Source organism: Paenibacillus sp. FSL R7-0163, from assembly GCF_037969975.1.
GTDB lineage: Bacteria > Bacillota > Bacilli > Paenibacillales > Paenibacillaceae > Paenibacillus_AQ > Paenibacillus_AQ odorifer.
Genome location: NZ_CP150224.1, coordinates 2,662,003 through 2,676,716, shown reverse-complemented (window position 1 = coordinate 2,676,716; position 14,714 = coordinate 2,662,003). Strand labels below are relative to the sequence as shown.

The following is a 14,714-nucleotide window of genomic DNA, read 5'->3' as shown; positions in this document are numbered from 1 at the left end:
AGTTAACTTTTCTGAAAAATGAAAAAACCCTGAAAGAACGATGAGGTTCTCCAGGGCTCGTACTATATTCCAATTGGAATCGTTACTGTAAATGTGGTTCCTTGTAATGGAATGCTTTCGCAAGAAATGGTTCCATTGTGTAGATGAATGATTTTTTTAACAATTGCTAATCCAAGTCCATTGCCTGCAGTCGAGTGGGAAGTATCCTGCTGATAAAATTTATCGAATATCTTGGGAAGAGCCTCCGGATGAATACCGCTTCCGCAGTCACGAACTAGAATCACCACGTTATCTTCGTTTCTCTTCATGTTAACTTCAATTTCGCCATGTTCAGGAGTGAATTTGATCGCGTTATCCAATAAATTTAACCAAACTTGATTTAAAAGCTCCTTATTGCCGGAGAGTTCATAATCCTGAATATTAACATTTAGCTTCAGGTGCTTCTTCTCAAATTTGGCAGCTAGCAAAAGCACAGATTGGCGAATTTGTTCCCCAACATTAAACCTCATTTTGTTTGTCAGAATCTTTTGCGTCTCAACCTGTGTCAGCTCCAGTACATTCGAAGCAAGGGAGGCAAGTCTGGTCGATTCCTCAATGACAATATCTAGATATTCATTCCGTTCTTCTTTGGTAAGATCATCGTTCTTTAAGACTTCGGCAAATCCCTTGATAGATACAATCGGTGTTTTGAATTCATGGGAAAAATTATTCACAAAATCGGTTCGCAGAATTTCGATACCCCCAAGCTCTTCAGCCATCCGGTTAAAATTCTCTGATAAAATTTCAAACTCTGGCGGGCTTTTGAGCTGGAGCCGCATGGAGAAGTCACCGCTGGCAAGACGCTCTGTGGCCTCAATAAATATCCGGATGGATTTTACCATTTTCCGGCTTGTGATGGCTGATATCGTGGTACCGATAATTGTACAAGCGATTAATACCATTATGGGTAGTACGAATCCATCCTGGGCAAGCTCTTCGTTCAACAAACCAAAAACCTGTGCGAGAAAGAAGAGTAGTCCTGTAATCACAACGGTAATAAGAAAGATGAAAAATATGATAAGGGAAAAATAGATGGGAAGGCTGATTCTGTTGTTAAGCTTGTTACTTATTTTGCTCACTGGCTTCGCACCGCCTTGTATCCAAGACCTCTGACGGAAACCAGTTCAAACTCTGGATAAGCGTCAAACCGTTTCCGCAGACGATTGATGTGCACATTAACGGTTGTATCCGTACTTTCACTTTCCATGCCCCATATTTCGTCCATAAGCTGGATGCGCGTGAAAATCCGTTCAGGATAGGACAATAACTTATACAACAAATAGAATTCTTTTTGCGGAAGCGTTTGTTTCTCGTCCTCCCGGGTTACTGTCAATGCGTCATAATCAAGGATCACTTTACCCACTACTAATTTACGGGCACTTGCGATTTGCGAACGGCGAAGCAGCGCTTGGATTCTGAGCAGCATTTCTTCGGTATCAATGGGTTTGGTCATATAATCATCAGTTCCAATCCGGAACCCCTTTTTCTTATCTTCAGGCAGCTGTTTTGCTGTAGCCATAAGAATGGGGACCAAGCTATCGGCATCTCTTACTTCCTTGGCGAATTCATAACCATCCATATTAGGCATCATAATATCCAGAATGATCAGATCAATATGTTGTGAATCTAGGACCTCCAAAGCTTTAACTCCGTCTTCAGCAGTTACTACATCGTATCCTTCGCGTTTCAGAACAGCTTCAAGAAGTCTTCTTACATGCTTATCATCTTCAACAACGAGTATGTTAATCATTACTGTTCACTCCAATAGTAGGTTTGTATCCATTATTACCTGTGGGGAATTTGTTTTAAAGGGAGCAGAATCAATATTTATCTAATCTTAAGATTCGGTTTGAAATCCTTGTAGTCGCTATAAAGTGACTCATATATCTGTCTATTCGTTAAAATGAGAGGAATAGGCAATGATTTAATACTATTATGATATCTGTTTTGTGAAAAATTGTTGCATACTAAAATAGTACCCAAACTAATTTAGCTGAATTAACGTGCTGAAAATAATGCAGACTACGTTGAACGTTGAACTTTGACTGAACTTCATGCGAAAGGAAGATCTCAGATGCAAATGCGTAAATTAGGAAATAGTGGCTTGGAAGTTTCGGCAATAGGGCTTGGCTGTATGGGAATGGATCATGCCTATGGAAAGCCAGCAGATCGTAATGAAATGGTTAAATTAATTCGCAGAGCAGTTGAACTAGGATGTAATTTCTTTGATACTGCTGCTTTTTATGGACAATCCAATGAGGAATTAGTAGGCGAAGCTCTTGCACCACAAAGAGATCAAGTTGTGATTGCAACTAAATTTGGAATTTTAGGACAAGAAGCTGTAGACGGTCAACCTCAACTTATTTTAAATAGCACACCAGATTCTATTCGTGAGCAAATAGAAGGTTCATTAAACAGGCTGAGGGTCAATTGTATTGATTTATATTATCAGCACCGAGTGGATCCGAATGTCGAACCTGAAGCTGTCGCAGAAACAATGAAAGATTTAATAGCTGAAGGGAAGATTAAAACATGGGGTGTCTCAAATGCACCGATTGATTATATGAAACGAGCACATGCTGTTTGTTCGATTACTGCAACCCAAAATCAGTACTCCATGATGTGGCGTGAACCGGAAAAAGAGTTGTTTGAACTTTGTGAAGAGTTAGGAATTGCTTTTATCGCTTACAGTCCATTAGGAAATGGTTTCTTAAGTGGTAAATATACTAAGGAAACCAAATATGATGAAGATGACTATCGAAGTTTCATGGGAAGATTCAAACCTGATGTGATTGATCATAACCAAGTGTTATTAGATTTAATTACTCAAGTTGCAGAAAGTAAAAATGCAACACCGGCTCAAGTCGTATTAGCGTGGGAATTAGCTCAAAAACCATATATCATTCCAATTCCAGGCACTACAAAATTAAACAGATTAGAAGAAAACCTATATGGAGCTGATCTGAAATTAACAAAGGAAGATGTAGATAGACTAAATGAAGCTTTGTCTAAAATGGAAATTGATAGTACACACTTCTAACTAGAGGTGTATCATCAACTAATAGGAGGATTTTTTATGCAAAAAGTTATTTTGAACAATGGTGTTGAAATGCCGATACTTGGTTTTGGAGTTTTTCAAATTCAAGATGAAGCTGAATGTGAACAAGCTGTTTACGATGCGATCATGTCAGGTTATCGACTGATAGATACCGCAGCCTCTTACCTAAACGAAGAAGCGGTGGGAAGAGCCATCAAACGGAGTGGAGTACCAAGAGAGGATCTATTTATTACTACGAAATTATGGGTTCAAGATACCGGATACGAACGTACAAAGGAAGCATTTGAAAAATCCCTTTCAAGATTGCAACTTGATTATTTGGATTTGTATTTAATTCATCAGCCCTTTGGCGACGTGCATGGTTCTTGGCGGGCGCTGGAGGAATTGTACCGTGAAGGAAAAATCAGAGCGATTGGCGTAAGTAACTTCCAGAACGATCGTCTGATTGATTTGATTATTCATAATGAAGTAACGCCTGCCGTTAATCAAGTTGAAACACATCCATTCTGCCAACAAATTGAAAGTGCTGCATTCATGAAAGAAAACAATGTTCAGATCGAATCATGGGGTCCATTTGCTGAAGGTAAAAACAACATGTTCCAGAACGAAGTTTTAGTATCAATAGCTCGAAAATATAATAAATCTGTTGCCCAAGTGGTTTTACGCTGGTTGACGCAAAGAGGAGTTGTTGTGATTCCAAAGTCTGTCCGGAAAGAAAGAATAATTGAAAACTTTAATATCTTTGATTTTGAATTAAATTCAGAGGATATAGAACAAATTGCGCTGTTAGACACAAAAGAGAGTTTGTTCTTTTCACATAGAGATCCTGTAATGGTAAAAGCGTTAAGTACTAGGAAGCTGGATATCTAATTTTTCTTAGGATCTTATTGGTTTTGATAAAAGATGGGTTAACCATAATTAAGGGGTTAACCCATCTTTTATTTATAAGAACACCCTTAGCCTTGTACAGTTCATTCTAATTTGGAGGTTTAAGAATAAAGGCAGCTAAAATTTGTGAATATCGCATTATAATCTTGGTCTTCTCCAGTGGCGTACAAACCAATAAGCACACCTGTGAATCCTCCGGCTATTTCAGAGGATAAATATTTGGTTTGCGCAGCTCCGAGTAAGATCTCAGTACCGTCTACCTGGATATAAAAGTGATAATGCGTTGGACTGCTTTTGACAACTAATGAAGCATGGTTACATTGACCTATATGTTTTGTTTTTGCAATGGATTTGATATCTCCGATATTCAGCCGTTCGATAATCTCATAACCCTCTGGATGTTTACGCAAGGCCAAGTCATAATGGTGATTTTCGTCCATGTAAAGCGTAATTCCGGCTTCACCATTCGTAAGGCTGACTTCGCATGAAATAATCGCGTTAAAGTCTTTTTGACGAATACCAATAAATGTCGGGGTAGCCGGGATATCTAACGTTATTGGAGTTCCTTTAAGCTTTATTTTATCAGCTTCTAACCGATAATTTTCTGTAACCGGGTGACGCAGGTAACACCAGTCCAAATTCCAATCTGTGTTCTCGAACGTATAGACTTCTTTCTCCTGCTGAATGACTGTGTCCGCAATACGATCAGTCTCGAAACTTATTAGAGTGGTACCTTCATGACCTGCTGTAAACCATCCATCCTCGCCAAAGGTAATCGGAGTTAGAAAAACCTCACGCCCCAAATGGTGATAGGTAAGATACTGGCCAGTCTGCCGGAATCCAAGATGTAACAGCCACCAATCCCCCTCATGATCTTGTACCAAATCTCCGTGACCAACACCCTGAAGCTCGTAACCGCCTAAATTTCGATTAGTCAATACGGGGTTATGCGGATAGGCTTCGAATGGGCCAGCAGGAGAATTGCCCCTTGCATAAGTGACCATATGCCCATATTCGGTTCCGCCCTCAGCTGCTAGCAGATAGTATTGTTCATTAATTTTGTATAAATGAGGACTCTCCAAATAACGCCCACCGGATCCTTGCCAGATTGAACGGCTTGGCGACAGCTTCTGCCCAGTTTCAATTTCAATTTCACATTGGATTATACCATTAACTCCGTAATCGTCTGTCCCATTACTCATGAAATACGTTTTGCCGTCTTCAAAATACAAGTCCGGATCAATACCGCCTTGATCTACATTAATCGGATCAGACCATTCGCCGTAAATATTGTCAGTCCAGACATAGAAGTTCTGGCGCAAAGTGTCATTAGTGGTCGTCATGTAGAATCGTCCATTATTGTACCGCAGGGTGGGGGCGAATACACCACCGGAGCTGTCCACAGTATCCAGTTGAATCTGGTTCTTTCGGGTTAAGCAATGACCGATTTGGGTCCAATTAATTAAATCTTTGCTTTCAAAAATCGGAACACCGGGAAAATACTGAAAGGAACTGCAGACCAAATAATAAGTGTCTTCAACTTTACATGCGCTGGGATCAGGATAAAACCCTTTGATGACCGGATTATTGTATTTCATTTCTCCACCTCATTAATAAATTTATATAAATATGAATTCAATATATTTAACTACTAAGAAAATTAAACACTATTGCTTATGGGTTTTCAATGAATCGGGGTTGAAGATATACGTTATATTTATTAAATTAATATATATGTAATTTCAATAAGCACAGGTCAGGTGATTATGATGATGATCAAAGCAAACGGTGAAGCAAAATTCATGGCGTTGTATGAAGCGCTGGCAAGCGAAGTCAGATGGAGGATTATGAGCCTCATTGCAGATAATGAAATGAATGTGAAGGAGATCGCGGCTAAGTTAGAGCTTAGCCCTTCCATAGTTACTATGCATATCCGAAAGCTCGAACAAGCTGGACTTATAGGAAGCCACAGGGTACGCCTAAACGGAGGAACGCACAAAATGTGCTTCCTTAAACAAAAAAGAGTTGAGATCGAACTCCCCACTGCCACTCAAACCCCGAGGATCAGAGAGCAGACCATTTCAGTCGGTCATTATACTTCGTTTGATGTTCAGCCTACATGTGGTCTTGGGACACAAGAGAAAGAAATTGGGGTTTGGGACGATCCCCGCTATTTTCTGGATCCCGAGCGGGTCAACGCCGGCATTTTGTGGTTTGGGAGAGGTTACGTAGAGTACAAAACGCCTAACTACTTACTTCCCGGTCAAATGCCCGACGCCATCGAGATTTCAATGGAAATTGCTTCTGAAGCCCCGGGCTTGAGAGATCATTGGCCTTCGGATATTGAGTTCTTTTTTAACGGTGTGAAGCTTGGAACTTGGACCAGTCCGGCAGACTTTGGAAGAGCGGCACGAGGCATATATACTCCGGATTGGTGGCATCGGAATGTAAATCAATACGGGTTATTGAAGACGATCCGCATTGATACTTCGGGCACATTTATTGATGAAGAAAGGATGTCGGACATTACTGTCGCAGATATTTTGCTACGGGAACAATTCTGGACGCTTCGTTTCGCAGTTGACGAGAAGGCTGTTAATGTTGGTGGTTTGACACTTTATGGGGCTGGATTCGGTAATCATGACCAAGATATTTTAATTCGTGTGTACCTAGGAACGATGACCTAATGAAGCAGGATATTTCAGTTATAGTTGTTTTCTCCATGCAGTTTATCAGCTGGAGCTGGTAAACTAACCATATATTGAAGGAGTTGAGAGGAGAGATATTCTGAATTATAACGAGGTTATTAAAATTGCTGATACACACATACTTCCATTAGTGATGGAATTGTACGGATTGGAAGGTTATGAAATCAGGCTTATCAATGCACATGAAGGAGGACGGAATGTTGCATATAACTGTGATAAAGCTGATTCTGAAGCAAAAATAATCAGAATTGCCTTCTTAAGCGACAGAAGCCGAGAAGATATTCTGGGTGAAGTGGAATATATCAGGTACTTGTACGAGCATGGCGGCAGTGTTTCGAATGTGGTTAACTCCCAGAAGGGGAATCTGCTGGAAACGATAACTCTTAATAATCATACCTTTTTTGTCTGCTTGTTTGTAAAGGCCAAGGGGGGTATGCTCGTGGAAAATAATTATCAGTATCGGGAAGGCGTTCCTATTACGGAATACTATTATAACTGCGGTAAAGTCCTTGGAAAAATGCATCAATTATCGAAGGGATATACGCCTGTCCATTCTCGGTATGATTTTTTTGATAAATACAATGCCGATTATATAGATAAGCTAATACCTGACTCGTTATCTCTGTTGAAGGAGAAGCTGGTAGATCTCCTTACAACGTTAGAAGGGATGGACAGGCATCACGAGTCTTTTGGGATGGTCCATTTTGATTACTGCGATGGGAATTATATGATCGATTTTAATACAGGACAAATAACTGTGTTTGATTTCGATAACTCCTGTTTTTGTTGGTATATGTATGACCTGGCAAATCTCTGGACACTTGGAGTGGGCTGGATACAATTTGAACAAGATACTGATAAACGCAAAAAGTTTATGGATGATTATTTTAAAACAGTCCTTGGTGGCTACAGATCCGAGACCAGGATCGAAGATTCGATGTTAGATACATTGCCATTATTTATCCAAGTAACCCTCATGGAAAACATCGTTGATGCATTCGAGGTAATGCGGAACAATGGTGAAGAGCCGGAATGCGATGAAGAGCTGTCATATCGTATAAAATGTCTAGAAGACGATATCCCATATGTAGGGTTTTTCCATGAAATTTACTCATGTGATGAACCCTTTGAGTATGAGGAACGAGATATTTAGGATGATGGTGTTTATGATATGCTGCGGATAAATTCATAGTAGACTCAAATAAGCAGGAGTTGGAGTAAAAATGGTTTACGAAAAACCGGAATTGACCATGAGTGAAATTGAAAAAGTACTGTGGAATCATCTTGGACAGGGAGCAGCTGAGATTACACCGATGTCTGGCGGCAATATTAGCAACGTGTTTTCTTTTATTCTCGAAGGAAAAGACTATGTTGTTAAATTCAGCGATTTGGAACGAGCATATGAGACCGAACAATTTGTATCCAATTTGCTACTCGACCAAGGTATCCCTTTCCCAAAATGTTTGGGGTTAGGGAGGACTAATCAGTTAACCTATTTGATCATGGAGCGAATGGAAGGTCGCAATCTATCCGATTGTTCAGCAAAGGAACAAACCCGGCTGATGCCTGGAATTATCGGCATTTTAACAAGAATGGCCGAAACGGATATTGGGGGAACTAACGGGTATGGTTGGATCGGGCCTGACGGCAATGGCTCCTATTCATCTTGGAAAGACTTCGTCATTGCTGTAAATGCGGAAGATCAGACGGGGACATTCTGGGAGAATTGGCATGAACTCTTCCGCACGTCTTGCTTGGAAAGAGACGTATACGAAGAAATCTATAGTCGTTTGATGACCTACGTACCCTATAATGAATCTAATAGAAGCTTTATACACGGAGATTTTCAACAGTGGAATATTTTGTCCAACGGAACAAGGATAACCAGCATTATTGATGGAAATTGCATGTATGGCGATTCTCTCATAGACCTTGCGATTCTCGACAAGCATATGCCTTGGTGTAATGTCATTAACGCGTATCAAAACTATCAAGAGAAAGCTAGAATAGTGACCCCGAATTTTGAGGAGCGGCTAATCGGTGCCTATTATTTTAAGGGACTCGATGGACTTCGATTCTATGCTAAGATGGGCTGGACAGATGCTTATCAGGACACACGGCATTTTCTTTTAAACCTGAAAGCGTAATAACTATACACTTTACCTTATCCTATACATTTACATTTACTAGCCGCATAATTGCGGCTTTTTGTATATAAATATCAAATTTATAGGAGCAAATTCCCCACTGAGATTATTGACCTTAGACTTACGACCTGTAATAATTGCACCTGAACTTGCCATTAATCCACTATCTATAGCTTTGTTCAACTTGATAAAATGTAAGCGCAATCATTTAATCTATCGATTGGAGGAGTATGGCATGAAAAAGATTGGGGCAGGTTTTATATTCTTACTTGTGATGTGCGCAGCCTTATCCACAACTGCGTTCGCGAAACAGCCTTATTCATCCTATTGGTTTCCGGAGCAATTGCTTCAGTGGAGTCCGGCATCCGACCCGGATGCGGCATTTAACCGGAGCACAGTCCCGCTGCAGGACCGTTTTGTAGCAGATGGAGTCAACGCTCATGCAACCAAAGCGCCAAAAGTCATGGCTTTATCAGCACTGAACCCGGGAACAAGCGGAGTTCCATCGCAGGGTTCAAGCAAATTCGAAGCTAACACATTTACCTATTGGCAATATGTTGACAAGCTGGTCTATTGGGGTGGTTCCGCGGGCGAAGGGATCATCGTACCTCCAAGCGCTGATACGATCGACGCAGCTCATAAAAATGGCGTGCCGATTATCGGAACGGTGTTCTTCCCACCAACCGTATATGGCGGGAAGTATGAATGGGTCAAGCAGATGCTTCAGCAGAATAGTGACGGCTCCTTTCCTGCTGCTGACAAGTTGATCCAGGTTGCGAGCCATTACGGATTTGACGGCTGGTTTATTAACCAGGAGACTGAGGGCGGAACACCGGCCGACGCACAGCAAATGAAAGCTTTCCTAAGTTATCTGGAATCACACAAGTCAAATTCTATGCACATCGTATGGTATGATTCCATGACCAATGAGGGCAGTATCAGTTGGCAAAATGCACTTAACGACAAGAATGCGATGTTCCTGCAAGACAATAAAAAGCAAATTACAGACAATATGTTCCTGAACTTTTGGTGGAAGGATCTTAAAAGCTCGGCAGAGAAGGCTAGAAGCTTGGGCAGAAGTCCATATGACTTGTATGCAGGCATCGATGTCGAAGCCAAGGGTTACGATACAAAGGTGAACTGGAATCTGTTGTTTCCGGATAAAGATCCTGCCGTTACTTCCCTTGGTATTTACCGCCCGGATTGGGCTTTTAACAGCGCAGAGAGTATGGAAGAATTCTTCGTACGCGAGAACAAATTCTGGGTGGGTCCAAACGGGAATCCGAGTAACACCTCGAGCGATCAAGCCTGGAAAGGTATCGCAAACGATGTGATCGAATCATCACCAGTAAATGAGCTGCCTTTCACCACTAACTTCAACACGGGAAGCGGACAGAAATATTTTGTACGAGGGAAGCAGGTGCGGGATAAGGGCTGGAACAACCGGAGTCTGCAGGATATTCTTCCCTCCTGGCGCTGGATTGCAGACAGCAAAGGTACCCCGCTTTCACCAGTGCTCGATTGGTCCGATGCCTATTACGGCGGCAGTTCGCTGAAGGTATCAGGCGTGCTGAACCCTAACAATGCGACACATCTGAAGCTCTACAAGACCGACCTTAAGATCGAAGCAAGCACAAAGCTGTCTATTACGTACAAAACACAAAATAAGCCAAGCCTGAAGGTTGGTCTCGCTTTCGCAGACCATCCCAACCAATATGTCTTCCTTAACGTGAAGGATAAGACATCGCCAGACTGGACTACTGAAACATTGAATTTGACCCCATACAAAGGGAAACGGATCGTAGCGTTGTCACTGTATTTTGACTCTAAGGATGCGATTAATAATTACAACATTCAAATTGGCCAGCTCTCTATTCAAAATGCTAATGACTCGATCAAACCATTGCCCGCGGTTCGCGATCTTAAGGTCACTCAATCCGATTTCCGCAATGGTATTTATGGAGACGCCCGATTACAGTGGAAACAGCTTGACCAGCAGGTCAAACAATACGAAATCTATCGTGTACTGCCAGATGGTAGTGAAATGTTCATAGGTGCAACACCAAATCATGTGTTTTACGTTCCTGAGATGCGAAGAATAGACAAAGAAACGGTCACAGTATTGAAGGTTGTTGCCATCAATGGAAGATACGAGCAAGGTCAAACCACTAGCGTGAAGATCAGCTGGCCAGCTTATCCTAAGCCGATTGCGGAGTTCAAGGCTGATCGTACCCTAGTGGCTCCAGGCGAGAGCGTTAACTTCACTGATCTGTCGACTGAAGTGACAGAAGGATGGTCATGGACCTTCGAAAGCGGAAGCCCGGCGGTCAGCACATCGAAGAACCCAGTTGTGACGTTCGCTCAGGAAGGCGTTTATAGCGTGACGCTGACTGCAACCAACAGCTCGGGCCAAGACACAATTACGAAAAAAGCACTCATCACAGTGAGCAAGGAAGCTAGCGCAGTGAAAAATCTGGCACTTGGTAAAACTGCAACAGCCGATCATGCCTGCGGGGAAAAGGAAGGGGCACCTAACGCCGTAGATGGTAAAGTGACGGATAACAGTAAATGGTGCGCAATTGGCAATCTGCCCCATTGGCTTCAGGTTGACCTCGGCGCCGAACATCAACTCAGCACTTTTGTCATCAAGCATGCTGAGAGCGGAGGAGAGTGGTCCGGTTTTAATACCAGTGATTATACGATTCAGATCAGCAGCGACGGAACGAACTGGACGGATGTTGTCAACGTCCAAGGAAACTCGGCTGCCGAGTCGACTGATTCAATTGCGTTAGTAAAAGCCCGCTATGTAAAATTATTGATTCTCAAACCTACGCAGGGAGCCGATACGGCAGCGCGGATCTATGAGTTTGAAGTGAAGGGATTATAATATACCCTATTACGACATTCTAATATTACAGCAAATAAACCGTAGGCCACTTGAGGGGCTGCGGTTTATTTGCTTTAACACTAATGATAGCTGAAATCAAAAAAAAGAACCTGATTTATCTCATCAGATTCTTATATATTGCATATGAAAAGACACGATGATATAATCAACTCACGACTGATATTCAAAGGTTAGGCATAATAATTGCATCTTATATATTTATATTATCATGCCGTTAAATTCTTGTCAATTTTTTTCTCAATTTAATAGTTAGGAGCGATAATAAATGCGTTCTTTAGTTCTCGGTTTTCAGGAAGTGGACAATACACAGCTTTTGCTCGTTGGCGGAAAAGGGTTAAATTTAGGGAGATTATCAAAAATAGAAGGAATACAAGTACCAGAAGGATTCTGTATTACAACAGTAGGATATCACCAAGCCCTCGAACAGAACCAAACGTATCATGCTTTGTTGGATCAACTAACTATGCTAAAAGTAGAAGATCGGGATCAAATCGGTGAAATCAGTAGGAAGATTCGGCAAATCATTATGGAAGCAGAAATTCCTTCCGATGTTGTGAAGGCAGTTTCTCACTATCTCACCCAGCTTGGTGATGAACATGCTTATGCAGTGCGTTCTAGTGCCACCGCTGAAGATTTACCACATGCCTCTTTTGCAGGTCAACAAGATACCTATTTAAATATCATCGGCATAGAAGCAATCCTTCAGCATATCAGCAAATGTTGGGCTTCTCTATTTACGGATCGTGCCGTAATCTACCGTATGCAAAATGGATTTGACCACAGTCAAGTTTATTTATCCGTTATCGTTCAAAGGATGGTTTTTCCACAGGCTTCAGGGATTTTATTTACCGCTGATCCGATTACTTCTAACCGGAAACTGCTATCCATCGATGCTAGTTTTGGACTTGGCGAAGCACTGGTCTCTGGCTTGGTATCTGCCGATTGTTATAAAGTACAGCAAGAGAAAATTGTCGATAAGAGAATAGCAACCAAAAAATTGGCTATCTACGGACTAAAAGAAGGCGGAACAGAGACCCGGCAGATCGACCTCGAACAGCAAAAGACTCAAACACTTACTGAACAACAAATTTTAAAAATAGCAAGGATAGGCAGACAGATTGAAGCCTATTTTGGTTGCCCACAAGATATCGAATGGTGTTTGGACGAGGATACATTTTATATCGTCCAGAGTCGGCCAATCACGACTTTATTCCCCATCCCTGAAGCGAATGATCAAGAAAACCACGTTTATGTATCTGTTGGTCATCAACAAATGATGACAGATCCCATGAAAGCGCTGGGATTGGCTTTTTACCTGTTAACGACTCCTGCACCTATGCGTACAGCTGGCGGAAGATTGTTTGTTGATGTCACATCAAGTCTTGCTTCACCTGGCAGCAGAGAAATGATCATAGAAGCCTTAGGTAAATCTGATCCCCTCATAAAAGACGCACTCATAACCCTCGTAGAGCGAGAAGATTTTATAAAATTTTCGGCAGATAATGAAAAAGCTTCTACTCCGAGTAAAAGCAATACAAGCCTGCCACCTAGTGATTCTCAAGTACAACTCGAAAATGATCCGACAATCGTTTCTGACCTCATTAAGAGCAACCAAGCATCAATAGAAGAGTTGCAACAAAACATTCAAACCAAATCAGGGGCGGAGTTGTTTGATTTTATTCTGGAAGATATGCAGCAATTAAAGAAGATTCTATTCAACCCACAAAGTATGCGTGTGATTATGGCGGCTATGGATGCTTCAGCATGGATCAATGAAAAAATAAACGAATGGTTAGGTGAAAAAAACGTAGCAGATACGCTTTCTCAATCTGTACAGGGCAATATTACTTCGGAAATGGGTCTGGCGTTACTCAATCTCGCTGATGTGATTCGGCCTTATCCGGAAGTCATTGATTATTTACAGCAGGTTAAAGACGATAATTTCTTAGATGAACTGGTTAGTTTTGAGGGTGGGCAGGAAACCCAAGAGGCTTTCTATGACTATCTCAGTAAATACGGAATGCGATGTACCGGAGAAATCGATCTTACAAGAACTCGTTGGAGCGAAAAACCAACTACACTTGTCCCCATGATTCTTAGTAATATCAAAAACTTTGAACCTAATGCTGGCCATCGGAAATTTGAGCAAGGTCGACAGGAAGCTTTGAAAAAAGAACAAGAGCTATTAGATCGATTGAAGCAATTACCCGATGGTGAACAAAAAGCTAAAGAAACAAAACGAATGATTGATCTCATCCGGAATTTCAGCGGGTTTAGGGAATACCCCAAATACGGTATGGTTAATCGCTACTTCGTTTATAAGCAAGCTTTATTAAAAGAAGCCGAACAACTCGTACAAGCAGGAGTTATTCCTGAAAAAGAAGATATATACTATTTATCGTTTGAAGAACTTCGCGAAGTCATAAGTACATGCAAACTGGATTACCAGATCATCAGCAAACGAAAAGAAGAGTACAAATTATATGAAAAACTAACTCCACCACGTGTTCTCACGTCTGATGGTGAAATTATTGCGGGTAAGTACAACCGAGAAAACCTCCCAACAGAAGCTATTGTAGGTCTAGCGGTTTCTTCCGGTGTTATAGAGGGGCGAGCGCGTGTCATCTTAAACATGGAGGATGCTGATCTAGAGGATGGAGATATATTAGTTACCTTATTCACTGACCCTAGCTGGACTCCATTGTTTGTATCTGTAAAAGGCCTAGTTACTGAAGTTGGTGGACTAATGACCCATGGGGCAGTTATTGCGCGTGAATATGGCTTACCAGCAGTTGTCGGAGTGGAGAATGCTACCAAATTGATAAAAGATGGGCAACGAATTCGTGTGCATGGTACAGAAGGCTATATCGAAATATTGTAATGGTTGAATCACGAATGTAGTTTGACAAATCGAATCTTTTGAATTATTTTTAATAGTGAATTATTAATTCATTATTAAAGGTGAG

General features: G+C 41.4%; 10 protein-coding genes. 7 read left to right on the top strand and 3 right to left on the bottom strand.

All coding sequences use genetic code 11. From position 1 onward, the window contains the following. Nucleotides 1–62: 62 nt before the first annotated feature. Both NST45_RS11840 and NST45_RS11835 read right to left on the bottom strand, forming a co-directional pair. Nucleotides 63–1,118 (bottom strand): HAMP domain-containing sensor histidine kinase, encoded by a 1,056-nt coding sequence (locus NST45_RS11840; protein WP_081383663.1) that lies wholly within the window; start codon nt 1,116–1,118, stop codon nt 63–65. Then, entirely contained in the window at nt 1,115–1,789 is a 675-nt protein-coding gene (locus NST45_RS11835; RefSeq protein WP_036677195.1) for a response regulator transcription factor, read from the bottom strand. The genes NST45_RS11840 and NST45_RS11835 overlap by 4 nt, the downstream gene beginning before the upstream one ends. A gap of 324 nt (nt 1,790–2,113) precedes the next feature. Between NST45_RS11835 and NST45_RS11830 the strand changes: the two genes are divergently transcribed. Together NST45_RS11830 and NST45_RS11825 are read left to right on the top strand one after the other, a co-directional pair. After that, on the top strand, nt 2,114–3,079 hold the full coding sequence (locus NST45_RS11830; protein WP_036677191.1) for an aldo/keto reductase: 966 nt from the start codon (nt 2,114–2,116) through the stop codon (nt 3,077–3,079). Nucleotides 3,080–3,115: 36 nt separating this feature from the next. Beyond that, nucleotides 3,116–3,967 (top strand): aldo/keto reductase, encoded by an 852-nt coding sequence (locus tag NST45_RS11825; protein WP_036677189.1) that lies wholly within the window; start codon nt 3,116–3,118, stop codon nt 3,965–3,967. Nucleotides 3,968–4,086: 119 nt separating this feature from the next. On the opposite strand, the gene NST45_RS11820 is transcribed toward NST45_RS11825, so the two are convergent. Then, nucleotides 4,087–5,583 (bottom strand): glycoside hydrolase family 43 protein, encoded by a 1,497-nt coding sequence (locus NST45_RS11820; protein WP_076141244.1) that lies wholly within the window; start codon nt 5,581–5,583, stop codon nt 4,087–4,089. 174 nt (nt 5,584–5,757) lie between these two features. Between NST45_RS11820 and NST45_RS11815 the strand changes: the two genes are divergently transcribed. From NST45_RS11815 to ppsA, 5 genes are all read left to right on the top strand, one after another. After that, nucleotides 5,758–6,672 (top strand): ArsR family transcriptional regulator, encoded by a 915-nt coding sequence (locus tag NST45_RS11815; RefSeq protein ID WP_036677185.1) that lies wholly within the window; start codon nt 5,758–5,760, stop codon nt 6,670–6,672. Between the two features lie 154 nt (nt 6,673–6,826). After that, on the top strand, nt 6,827–7,846 hold the full coding sequence (locus NST45_RS11810; RefSeq protein WP_170914197.1) for a phosphotransferase: 1,020 nt from the start codon (nt 6,827–6,829) through the stop codon (nt 7,844–7,846). A 70-nt stretch (nt 7,847–7,916) separates the two neighbouring features. After that, nucleotides 7,917–8,840 (top strand): aminoglycoside phosphotransferase family protein, encoded by a 924-nt coding sequence (locus NST45_RS11805; RefSeq protein WP_038571204.1) that lies wholly within the window; start codon nt 7,917–7,919, stop codon nt 8,838–8,840. A 235-nt stretch (nt 8,841–9,075) separates the two neighbouring features. Beyond that, nucleotides 9,076–11,727: a discoidin domain-containing protein gene (locus tag NST45_RS11800; protein ID WP_076141245.1), complete on the top strand. Its 2,652-nt coding sequence runs from the start codon at nt 9,076–9,078 to the stop codon at nt 11,725–11,727. Nucleotides 11,728–12,013: 286 nt separating this feature from the next. Then, entirely contained in the window at nt 12,014–14,629 is a 2,616-nt protein-coding gene (ppsA, locus tag NST45_RS11795) for a phosphoenolpyruvate synthase (RefSeq protein WP_076141246.1), read from the top strand. Nucleotides 14,630–14,714 lie beyond the last annotated feature (85 nt).

Bases quoted from the DNA above. Each gene is read 5' to 3' on its own strand.
- NST45_RS11835 (WP_036677195.1), bottom strand. From the start codon at position 1,789: ATGATTAACATACTCGTTGTTGAAGATGATAAGCATGTAAGAAGACTT.
- NST45_RS11830 (WP_036677191.1), top strand. From the start codon at position 2,114: ATGCAAATGCGTAAATTAGGAAATAGTGGCTTGGAAGTTTCGGCAATA.
- NST45_RS11825 (WP_036677189.1), top strand. From the start codon at position 3,116: ATGCAAAAAGTTATTTTGAACAATGGTGTTGAAATGCCGATACTTGGT.
- NST45_RS11820 (WP_076141244.1), bottom strand. From the start codon at position 5,583: ATGAAATACAATAATCCGGTCATCAAAGGGTTTTATCCTGATCCCAGC.
- NST45_RS11815 (WP_036677185.1), top strand. From the start codon at position 5,758: ATGATCAAAGCAAACGGTGAAGCAAAATTCATGGCGTTGTATGAAGCG.
- NST45_RS11810 (WP_170914197.1), top strand. From the start codon at position 6,827: ATGGAATTGTACGGATTGGAAGGTTATGAAATCAGGCTTATCAATGCA.
- NST45_RS11805 (WP_038571204.1), top strand. From the start codon at position 7,917: ATGGTTTACGAAAAACCGGAATTGACCATGAGTGAAATTGAAAAAGTA.
- NST45_RS11800 (WP_076141245.1), top strand. From the start codon at position 9,076: ATGAAAAAGATTGGGGCAGGTTTTATATTCTTACTTGTGATGTGCGCA.
- ppsA (WP_076141246.1), top strand. From the start codon at position 12,014: ATGCGTTCTTTAGTTCTCGGTTTTCAGGAAGTGGACAATACACAGCTT.